Genomic DNA, 12,114 nt, shown 5'->3' with positions numbered 1-12,114 from the left:
CCCCCTCCCCCACTCACCCCTCCCCTGGACCGACTCCGACCTCCACGTCTTCACCCTCCACGGGATCCAGATTCCTGGGCCACCGCCGGTGGCGAACACGGGCGACGGGACCGACGCGGGCACCACCGCGTCTGAGCGCTCGGCGCACCGGTCCGACAACGGTCCGGGCCGCCAGCCGGGCACTCGCACACCGCCTCAGGGGGACCGGGAGCAGCCCCCCGCCCCCGAGTCACCGGCCCAGCCCTCGCCGACGCAGATCCGGGAATCGGGTGACACCACCACGAGCAGCCGAGACGTCGTCGCGAGGCCTCCGACCGCCTCGGAGCACCCCGAAGAGACGGGCTCCGGCGACGAGCGACAGGAGCGGCCACGAACCGTTTCGGAGGAGGAGTCCACCGCGCGGGAGAACCCCCCGGAACGGCGGACGCCGCCTCCGACCTCGCCGCCGCCCCCTCCGCCCCGGCCCGTCGACGAGGGCACCCCGGCCATCGACGTCACCGAAGAGCGGAGCGGGGACGGCCGCGGTGACCGTTCCACCGACGCACCGCCGCCCGAGGGGGAGCAGCCGCGAAGCGAGTACTCGGGCAGCTTCACACCGGACCGGTCCGGAACCTCCTACGACCTGGGCTACCTGACCGGCACGAACCTGTTCGGTCCGCACATGGTCGCCGCCGAGAACGTCGACACCTTCGTCACGGACGGCCTCACCCGGGTGCCCACGGCTGACGACACCGTGCGGGACCGCATCACGGACGCGCTCGCGGACGTCTTCCGCCAGTACGGCCCCCGGCCGTTCCTCGCACCCGGCGGCCACACCGTGCGGGTCCAGTCGGACGACGGCGGGATCTGGACCGCCCACCTCGACCTGAACCAGGTCGGCGACGGCTTCCACCACGTTCCGACCGATCCCCGGGGCCAGGGCACCGAGACGAAGTTCCTGCGGACCCAGAACGCCGGAACCGGAGTCAACGCCAACGAGAGCGGCTCGCGCGGTGGAAGCAGGTCCGTGGGGGCGAAGTTCACCGCCAACCCGATCTACGTGGACAGTGTCGCCGGTGACACCAACGCGGGGCCGATCTTCTCGATCGGCGGCCGGTTCGGTGTCGGTGTGCGCGCCACCGGTCGCGCCACGTCCGATAGCGCGAACTCCGACACCGAGGTCTGGCAGCTGGACACGCCCCACCTGTACGCCGCGGACCTGGACATGGATCTGACGATCACGCCGCCGGTGCCCCCAACGCCTCCGGCACCGCCACCGCGGACCCAGGACACGACCGGTGACGCGCAGGTCACCACCGCACCGCCACCGCAGACCCAGGACACGACGGACGACACTCGAACCCCCGGCGCTCCGGCGCCCCACACCAGCCGCGGCCGGTCCACCAACGGCCTGGTGCTGAACGTGCCCGGGGCCGTCGTCGACCACCCCGACCTGCCCGGGACCATCCGCGTGCACTCCGGTCCGGCCCCTGCGCCCGGACACGCCCCGCGCCCCGCCGTCAACCGTCCCGGAGTGGGCGCGGGCCACCCCATCCGCCTCGGCGACATCACCCCCGCCCCCGGCGGCACGCCTCGCGCAGAAGGGGACCGCGAAGGCGACGGCGCCGAGGGCGGGGACGGCTCGCGGAGCCCGGGGCTGGGCCCGTGGATCGCCGACCACATGCTCGGCGGACACAAGCCGGGGGTCGTCGAATGGATCAGCGACCACCTGCCGCGCGGGGACCGGCGGCGCGACGAGCGGATCAGGGACTTCCGGGACCGGATCGAGAGCGCGTTCCACAACGACCAGATCCAGAACCTGCTGCCGCAGATGTCCAACACCCCCGCGCACATCCGCATCGCCGCGCCCGACGGCAGCGAACGGATCCTGAAGCTGTGGACCGTGCCCACCCTGTACACGCGCAAGGACCACTCGCCGCCGTTGGTCGACCTGCTGCACAGCAACACGGCCACGAAGAACTCCTCCAGCACCGTGACCCGCAGCAAAGGCGCCTCCGGCATGCTCGGCGGCGGGTTCGGTGTCCACGTCGACCTGCCCAACGGGCGCGCCATCCGGCTCGACGTCCCCTTCGTGGAGTACGCGTTCTCGTTCGGCTCCAACGTCAGCAACACCCGTAGCCACTCCGCCACAGCCAGCGCCTTCACGCACAACGCTCCCGCGTACGCGGCCTACGACGTCCAGCGCGAGTTCTACCTCCAGTTCGAGGGCGACGATCGGATCCACCGCTTCGAGGGCAGCTCGATCGACCTACTGACCGCGGAGGACGCCCGCACGTTACGGGACCAGGTCGAGGCCGCCGGTACGGCGCGAACCGAGACACCGGGGACGGCCGACACCACGGCGGCGACGGGTACGACGGACGAGCCGGGGCGGAGTACGGCGACCGATCCGATCACCGCCGACGACGCGGACGCGGGCGGTTCGGACCTCCGGCGGAACGCCACGGACGACGGCGAGGACGCGGCGCCGGCTCCGGTCCCGCCGTTCCCCAACCTGCGCGAGGACCACCCGACCGACCTGAGCGGGGCCACCGTCCGCGGCTTCGACCGGGCCCCGGCCACGACGGGCGCCGAGGACACGACCGACACGGCGGCCACAACCGGCACAGCAGGCACGGAGAACACCGGCGGCACGACGACCACCGAAGCGGACGGCCCCGGCGACCGGACGGCACCCGCGCGCGACGACGCCCGCACCGTCTACGAGGACCTGGCCCACGGCATCCTCACCTCCATCGCCGAGCGGCGCCCCGGGCTGGTCATCCCCGAGCTCGCCCGCACCCCGGCCACCTATGCCCGGCGCCCCGGCAAGGCCGACGCCGGGTACTTCGAGCGCTCCTTCCGGGAGCACTGGGGTCTGCGCCGCGACTACGAGACCGCACGCAGGAACACCATCCGGATCCTCGACGCCGTCTCCGAGTCCACGCTCAAGAGCTCCCCGAACGCCCTTCTGGGGGACGGGATTCCCGTCCACCTCAGCGAGACCGCCGCCATCGACCTGCCGTCGACGATGACGCTCAAGGAGGGCCTGCGCCCCGACACCGTCACCGTCCGCGTCACCGCCGACGCGGGCCCGCTGCGCCACCTGAAGGAGTCCGAGGCCGGCTCGGGAGCGCGGATCGGCGGCTCGGCCGGCCTGAGCAGGGGGTCGGGCCGGTCGTACAAGCACACCATCACGCCCACCGTCGGCATGAACGTCCGTGAGCAGACCGGGTCCGACGCCCGCGGCGTGCCCGCCAAATTCGGCACGCCCTCGGCCTCCGCCAGCGGTTCGTTCGGCAGGGGGCACAGCGCGAGCCAGGGCCTGACCCACTCCACCGAGGAACGCGTGATGTTCGCCGGCGGCAACGACGTGTGGACGGCCGACACCACGTTCGACGCCCGCCTGTACGAGCACGACGACCTGGGCCAGACCCGCAACGACGCCCCGCCGCGCACACGCGGTGTCCCGCTGCTCGGCGACGACGGCCTGCGCACGACCATGACGCTCACCACCCCCAAGGTGGCCTCGCCCGCTCCGGTCCGCGCCACGCCTCCCCCTCCGGTCGCGAACCCGACTCGGCTCACCACCGACGAGGCGCGATCGATGATCCGCCACGGTTTCGTGCCCACCCGACCGGCGGCCGGTTCGACCACCACGGGCACAACAGGCACCGAGGGCACCACAGGCCCGGCGACCACCACGGTCACCACCGATGCCGCGAACCCTCCCGTCACGACGGCCAGCACAGGGGACAACGACACCCCGAATCCAACGGGCACGTCCACTACCTCGCGGACCCCGGACGCGGAGGGCGCAACGGCCACCACCTCCGGCACACCAGGCACCGCGAACCCGGCGGCCACCCCCGGCACCGCCCCTCCCCCGAACACCACGGCACCGCCGCATCCCACTCCGGACACGACCGCCCCCACCGGACCGCCCTCGCTCGCGCAGCGCCGTGCCCGGGAGATCCTTCGGCACGGGGGCACCATCGAGCACGTCAACACCGACCTCGGCGGCCCGAACCGGCCCGGGCTGCTCCAGCGGACCTATGACTCCTTCTCCGTCGGGCGCCGGGGGCTGCACGAAGGCTTCAGCCGCAAGCTGGAACACACCCTGGACGGCAGCCCGAGCGCTCGGAACCAGTTCGAGGACCGCCTCTCGGGGATGGGCCTGGCCACTGACCACAGCGCCACGTCGCCCACCGGGTCGCGCATGCGGGAGGAGATGAGCGGCGGGCTGTTCTCCCCGCACGACGTCCGCACCACCGTCGCGACCAGGGTCGACCTGGAGTCGGTCGACGTCTTCTTCCCGGTGGACGCCCAGATCTGGTGGGGCGCGGGAACCCAGGTGAACCTCTCCACGAAGGACACCCGGAGCACGGGCGTGTCCAGCCGGGTCGGCTCGGGCGCCACCGACAACCCCAACCGCGCCGCCGGGGACGACTCCCTGCCCAGCGAAGCGCTCCGACCCATCCCGGTGGGCGGGCCCGCGTTCGGGTTCACGCCCTTCACCAAGGACTCGTCGGTCTCACGCTCCGGCGGCTTCTCCTCCTCCGTCCTGTTCATTCCGCAGGTCGCACGGTCCTACGCCTTCCGCGGGTCGGGGCACGTCACCCAGGCCTTCGAGTTCCTGAAGAACTGGAGCATCGGCTTCACGGTGCCGTGGAACACCACCTTCAGCGGTTGGCGGATCCCGGTGCCCGACCTGTTCTCGGGGTACGTGCACTCCCACGACGCCCATGCCTCGGACCTGGTCCAGGACGCGGTCACCGGCACCGGCGCCCATCCGGTCCTGGGCCCGCAGCCCAACCCCCACAAGCCCGGCGGCCTGGTGGTCCGACCCGGCTTCGAGAACGCCGGTCGGCAGATGCGGCCCGCGGACCCGAACGCCGCCCTGCAGAACCTCGTCGACGACCTGGCGCGGGACGGGCTGGAGCTGACCGGCAACAGCCGTGAACAGCTCCTGCACGACCTCACCACGCAGTTGGGCAACAACCCCGCCAAGGCGGTGCCGGTCCCGGTGCGCGTCCGGCCGATCGACCGGACCGTGCACACCTCCACCGACGCCAAGGTGTACGTGGACCTGCGCACCACCGCCACGCGCACCGAGTACGCCGGATTCGCGGCCGACTACATCGAGTCGCGCAGCTGGACCGACACGCGGGGCCGGGACGAGAGCACCTCGACCTCGACGTCGCTGGGCGCGGACGGCACCCTGCTCCAGCCGACCGGCTACGACGGGGACCGGAGCGCCCCGGACGACCAGCCGGGCAGCCGACCGCTGTTCTACCCCCCCAGCACCGGGGTGTCCGCGAGCACGGGCCGGAGTACGGGCCACGGGCACTCGGAGGCGGCCACGCGCACGGTCGAGCTCCAGATGCACGTGCCGTACGCGAAGCTCACCCACGACGCGGACCTGGTCCTCACCCTGGAGCTAGGCGACCCCAAGCCGGAGCGGGAGCAGAGCGGCGTCCGCAATCCCCTGCGCGGAGGGACCGACCGCACCACCTTCACGGGTCGTGGCGACGCCGGGCAGACCGAGACCCTGTTCCCGTTCGCCTACCTGACGTTCACCCCGGCCCCCACCCCCACGACCACGACCGGCGACGACCAGGACACCGGCACCGGCACGGACGACCGGATCACGGAGATCACCGACACCGACGGCGCCCCGGCGCCGGCCCCGGCTCCGCGGACGACCCCGGTCGCCGCCCCCGAGTCGGATACGGCGGCACCTGCCCCCAACCCGGAGTCCGCCCCGGAGTCGGCTCCGGACTCGGACGCGTCCGCGCCTGCACCGGCGCCCGAGCACCCCCGCAGCACGCCCCGGGCGTCCCTGGGCGACATGATGCGCACGTGGACGAGGGAGCACAGCGGCGGCGATCCGGATCGGACCGCGCCCGTCAAGGACGCGGTCATCCTGCCGACCGCGGTGCTCGACCACGGACAGGCGCTGCGCGACACGGCCAACATCGTCATGGCCAAGTCGCTGGGCTGGAAGCCGCCCGCCGACGCGGTACAGGACGGCGCCTACACACCGCAGGCCGTCGCCGCCGCGCGCGCCCACGTCGCCGACCAGAACAAGCTCGACACCCGGCACAACGCGATCGACCACAGCCTGGACGACGTGGCCGTCCAGGCGCTGTTCCCCAGCGCCGCCCGCGAGGACGACGGGGTGGAGATGCTGGACATCGGCCGTACGAAGTGGAGTGTCAAGGCGCTTCCGGACATGTCCGACGCCACGATCCTGGACGTCGTCCCGGGCACCAGGATCAGCGACAACCTCGCCCACGGCGGCGGGCAGCACGGATCCGCCGGGCAGTCCTCCAGTGTCGGCGGCAGCTCCGACCCCGTCCGGGGGGCGGGGCTCAGCACCGAGGCGGCGCACGACTACGACAACCACGAGGGCATCTACACCGGAGGGCTCGGGGTCGCCTCGTCGAAGACGGACGGCGAGAACGCGGGCGCGGAGCGCCCGACCAAGCGGTATCCGCAGTCCGACCGGCTCCGCCAGGGCCCCGCCTACCTGGTGGAGTTCGACACCACGTGGGCGATCGGTACCGCCTCCGCCCTGCCCACGCGCACGGTCTGGCGCAACAAGGTCACCGGCGCCCGACCGGAGACGGGGCCCTCCCACGGCAAGCCGGCCCGCTGGCAGATCGGGGACACTCCCACCCGGATCGCGGCGTGGGTCTCGGAGTCGGACGCGGTCGCGATGGGCGTGGTCACCCGCGAGCAGGCGGACGGGCTCCGGCCGGTGTTCGACGCCCTGCAGAAGGCGAGCCAGAAGTTCGCCGACGCGGAGAAGGCCTACTCCGACGCCCGCGCACCGTTGGAGGGCCTGGCCGACGAGGTCGTCAACGGAGCGGACCGGGACGCGGCCCGCCAGCGCTACGACGAGCAGCAGGAAACGTACGACCAGGCGCTGAACGAGTACAACAGCGCCATCGACCGCTGGGTCGAGACGCTGAGCAGGTCACGGCGGACCTTCGGGAACCCGCGCGAGATGGACCTGACCGGGGCCGCCGAGGAGGGCGGAGGGTCCGGCGGAAGCCGTGGCGGAGTGGCCCTGCCCCCGATCACCGAATCGGGTGGGGAGACGGAACGGACGCCGGACACGGCGCCCCGCTCCGGGAGCCTCGCCGACCGCTTCCGCTCGACACTGAACGTCGAGGCCCCGTCCCGGCCCGCCCAGGTGGAGCCCGCCGCGGAGGAGCAGCGTCTGCGCGACCGGGCCCGGCAGCTGAGCGATCGCGCCGCCGGGCTCCGCGACTCGGAGCCGCGGGCCCGGGACCGGGTCGAGCGGGCCGCCGCCGACGTGCGCACCCTGGCACGCGCCATCGAGGACCTGCGCGAGCGCGACGTGCCCGCCGCGCGACGGGACTTCGACACCGCCGACCTCAGGCGGGCGCGGCTGGAGGTCGAGGCGGGCCGGGCCCGGCGCGACGCCGACACGGCCAGCGACAGGGCCGAGAGCACGGCCGACGCGTACAGCGAGCTGAGCGAACGGTACACGGAGCAGCAGGGCAGGGCCGACACCGCGAAGGCCGACGCCGAGCGTGCCGGTGAGCGGGCGGACAGCGCCGCCGTCGAACGCGATGGCGCCCAGCGCGAGTCCGACGCGCGCCGGGACGGGACGGCCCGGTCCGAGCAGGAGCTACGCGAGCTCGGTGAACGGATACAGGAGCTCGCCGCCACGGCGGAGCGAACGCGCACGACCTACGACGAGGCGCTCGCCGGGTCCGCGACCCGCGCCGAGAGCGAGGACGGAAAGGAGGGCGGCGACGGGCCCCGGGGGACGGCGCCGTCTGCCTCCGCCGACACCGCGCAGGACCAGCGGGCCGGTGGCGAAAGGGCCGCCCCGTCGGAGGACCCGGCCAGGGGCCGAGAGGGGGACGCCCCGTCCCCCGAAGCATCCCGGGACCAGCGGGAGACCGTCCAGGACAGGGAGCGGGCCGCCGCGACGGCGGCGGAGGAGCTCGGGAACGCCCGCGAGGAGTTCGACCGGCGCGCCCGCGACCTCGCCGACCGGCGGCACGGCGACGCCACGGCCGAGGAACGCGTCCGCACCCTGCGGGATCGGGCAGAGGAGCTGCGCCGGGCCGCCGAGCAGGCTGGACGCGACCGGGACGCCGCCCAGAAGGCGGCCGACGACCTGCGTTCCACGCGTGACACCGCACAGAGGAACGCCGAGGCCGCCGCCGACCGCGCCCGGACGCTGGAGGCCCGCGCCGACGGGCTGGAAGCCGACCTCGGGCGGGCCAGGACCGAGGCCGCCGACGCCAGGGCACACCGGGACGCGCTGACCGGGCGGCTCGCGGACGCGGAAACCGACCTCGCCGCCAGGACGGTGGAGCTCCGGAACGCGCGGGACGCACTGGCCGCGCTCACCGACGCCGTGCGCGACCTGGAGCGGCAGGCGACGGACGAGAGGCGCGCCGCCGACCTCCTACGGGACGGAGATCGGGGAACGGACTCGCCGAACGCCACCAGCGAGGACCGACCGGCCTCGTCCGACGGTCGGGGACGCAGGTCCACGGACGTCACCGGAGACCGGGGGACGGGCGGCGAAAGCTCCCGCATCACCCGTCCGCGCGTCATGATGGTCCACTCGCTGCCCGAGCCCGTGGGCGTCCTGGGCGGGGGCAGCGGGCCCGGCGACCGGGCGCAGGGACTCGACGGCGGTTCCGGCTCCGGCGCCGACACCGCCCCGAACGAGCAGGGCACCGGCCGGTCCGAGGTGGAAAGCCTGGATGGCCGGGACAACGTCGACTGGCCGCTGGGCAGCAACGAAACCGTGGACGCCGGTGCCGCTGGGGACTCTGGGGACGCCGAAGACACCGGGGACCACGGGAACACACGGGGCCAGGAAGACACCGGCAGAACCGTGGGCTCCAGAGGCCACGAGGACACCGGAAGCCTCCGGAACGCTGGGATCACGGAGGGCCACCGGATCCCGAGGGACGCCGGTTATGCCAGGGACACCAGGGACGCCGGGGGCACCCCTCTCTCGCTGGAAGAACTGCTCGGGCGACTCGATCCCAAGTCGCCGTCTCCCCTGTCCGGCCTGGGGTCCAAGCCACCGCTGTTCGATCCCAACGGTCTCCTCGACCTGCCGTTCCCGCCGCACCCGTCGACCGTGTCGTCGGACGAGCCCGCGCAGACCGGCGGGCTCCCCGCGACCGGGTCGGAAGCGCAGCGCTTGCCCCGTCCCCGGCCCACTGTGCCCAACGCCACCCCCACTCCTGTGCCCGCGCCCGCCACCACGCCTCCCGGCGGGCACGACGACACAGCCGGACCCGGCGTCGCGCCCGCTCACCCGCACGGCGCCGACGCCCCGTCCGGCGCCTGGCCCGCGCGCCCGGCCTGGGGCGAAGGGGTCGAGCCCCGGGGCATGCGGGACGGCGAGGAACTCGTCGGCTACGGCCAGGGCGCGATGTACCTGTCGCTGCGGATGCCGCCGCCCGCCCTGACGGACACGGAGGCCTCGGCCGTGCGCGACCTCACCGGCGGGAGAAGTGACGCCACCGTGAACGACGTACTGCGCGGCGGCACGGGGCCCGGCTCGCGCGCACGGGAGACGGCGGACACCCTCGACTCGGTGATCGACCGCTCCGCGCTGCCCGATCCGCTGGTCCTGCACCACCGCGCGGACCCCGGATTCGCCGAGCGCCTGGGCGTCTCCCCCACCGATCCGGATTCGATGCTCGGCCTGGTCGGACGGACCTACACCGACCCCGGGTACACCACGACGACCACCGGAGAGCGGCCTCTGGACCACCGCCACCCGATCGACGTCGTCATCAGGGTGCCCGAGGGCTACCCCGCGCTCAACACCTCCGACACGTCGTCCGGCACCTTGACCGGCGACGGAGTCGACGTGCTCCTTCGCCGTGGCACGACCTTCGTCGTCCACGACGTCCGTCCGGTCCATGACGAGCTGTACGGGAACGAGCACTGGCTCCTCGAGGCCGAGGTGGTCCCCGACGGTTGGAGCCCGCCCGCCGACTGGCGCAGCGCTCCGCGCGGCTCGGAGGGCGGCCTCCCACCAGCGACGGCGAGCACCCCCGCCGCCCCCACCACCCCTGCCACTCCCACTGAGCCCAACGTGCCCGCCGCCCCCACCGCGCCCGCCATCAACCGAGACGGCGCCGACGACCTCGTGGTGATGTCGGCCTTCACGCCCGGCACCGGGCCGTGGAACACCGGCGAGCCCTCGGCCGAGCCCACCACCGTTCACCCCGACGACACCGACATGGACGACGGTCACGGCGACGAACCGTCTGACTCCGACGAATCCGATGAATCCGACGGTTCCGAGGACTCCGACGACGCCTCCGAGGGCGACGGCGAGGTCCTGACCGGCGACGACGACGTCCGCAACGAACTCGGCCCGGCCCCCGTCTGGCACGGCCTGCCCCACGAGCCCGGGGGCGTCGGCATGGCCCACGCTCTGCGGTTCGCCGACGACGCCGGGGCCGCGCACTGGGCCGACACGTACCTGCCCCGGGTCTCCGATCCCACCGCCGCCGAAGCCGTGTCCGACCACACCAGCGCGGACTACACCCTGGCCCGCGAGGGCCTGCGCCACGGCAACGTCGGCGTGTACCGGCGCGACGACTTCACCTCGCTGGTGCGCAACGTGGACCGCGCGCTCACCGAAACACCGCTTCCCGTCCCCCTCATCGTGCACAAGGGCGCCGACAGCGGGTTCACCGACCGCCTCGGGATCGACCTGAACGACCCCGCCACCCTCACGGGCCTGGTCGGGACCGTCCACACCGAGCCGAGCTACATCTCCACGTCCCTGGGCTCGCGCACGCCCTACGACCGCCCCCTCTACTTCATGTTCCGGGTCCCGCAGGGATTCCCCGGCCTCAACGCCGCGCCGCTCTCCCACGCCTCCGGCGAGCGCGGGATCCTGATCCCCCGCAACAGCTCCTTCGTCGTCCACGGCGTCTACCAGCGCCCCGGCCGCCGTGCCGAGGACGGGCCCGTCGAACCGCTGTGGTTCGTCGAGGCCGAGTTCGTGCCGGACGGGTGGCGACCGCCCGAGGGATGGCGGCCGAGCCCGGCGATGGACGCCGACGCCGGGTACCGCGAGCACCCCGCTCCTCCCCTGCCCGGTGTTCTCGGCCCGGACGGGGTACGCCGCTTCCGCTCCGACGCGGAAGGGGAAGCCTATGGAGAGGGCCACCTCTCGCATCCCGGACGCCGACCCGGCGCGTTCGGCCACCTGCCGCCCGACCAGCAGGACGCCGTCGTGGCCTACACCGAGCGGTCGAGCCCCTACAACCAACTTCTTCGCACCCCCGAGGAGGAGCGGCCGGAACTCCTGGAGAGCTGGATGGAGCGGGGCGGCGACGGCTGGGAGCTGTACCTGTTGGCGGGCGGGCGCACGCCGACGGTGGAGGACGTCCTCGCCGCCGCCGCGCGGCCGGACACCCTGTCGCCCGCGGCGCGATCGGTGGTCGAGGAGATCGCGGCCGCGCCGGACCCGGCCGCCGAACTCGCGATGTGGCGGGGCTGGGCGGGGCTGCCCGGCCACCTCGTCGACCTCTTCGGCCACCTGCCCACCCTCGACGACCTCCACGCGCGGATCGGTGTCCTGGACGCCGCCATCGGCTCCAGCCCGCTGCCCGAGGCGATCGTCACGCACCGCGGTCTCAGCCGCGCCGACTTCCTCACCGGATTCTCCGGCGACCCCGGGTCACTGGTCGGAACCGCCCAGTACGAGCCCGGCTACCTCTCCACGTCGCTGGGCACGGGCGTCTTGGGCTACGCGGGGGGCTACGTCGACCCGGTGCAGATCCACTTCACGCTCCCGCCAGGGACGCACGCGCTGTGGGTGGGCCGCAACAGCCGCTACCCCACCCAGCGGGAGCTGATCCTGGCGCGGGGGACGACCTATTTCATCACCGCCTTCCGACAGCGGCCCGACGGGACGCTGGACCTGTTCGCCGACGTGCTCCCGCCGCCACCGGTCCCGACCGTAGCCAGCGACGGCGGGGCGGTCGAGGACGCCGACGCGGGCACCGGAACCGAGGGAGCATCGGCCCATGGCTGAGCATGGAAGGAGAGCCGAGGAAGGGCAGGAGCCCATGGCTGAGAGCGGAGCACCATCCGAGG

1 protein-coding gene is annotated in these 12,114 nt (G+C 73.6%); it reads left to right on the top strand.

All coding sequences use genetic code 11. The features are described from left to right. Nucleotides 1-88 precede the first annotated feature (88 nt). Nucleotides 89-12,052, top strand: coding sequence for an ADP-ribosyltransferase (locus ADL05_RS22495; protein WP_053618993.1), 11,964 nt, complete (start codon nucleotides 89-91; stop codon nucleotides 12,050-12,052). The last annotated feature ends 62 nt before the right edge of the window (nucleotides 12,053-12,114 follow it).

The organism is Nocardiopsis sp. NRRL B-16309, from assembly GCF_001279585.1.
Lineage (GTDB): Bacteria > Actinomycetota > Actinomycetes > Streptosporangiales > Streptosporangiaceae > Nocardiopsis.
The sequence above is the reverse complement of the archived record's forward strand: the minus strand, read 5'-3'. Positions and strand labels throughout refer to the sequence as shown.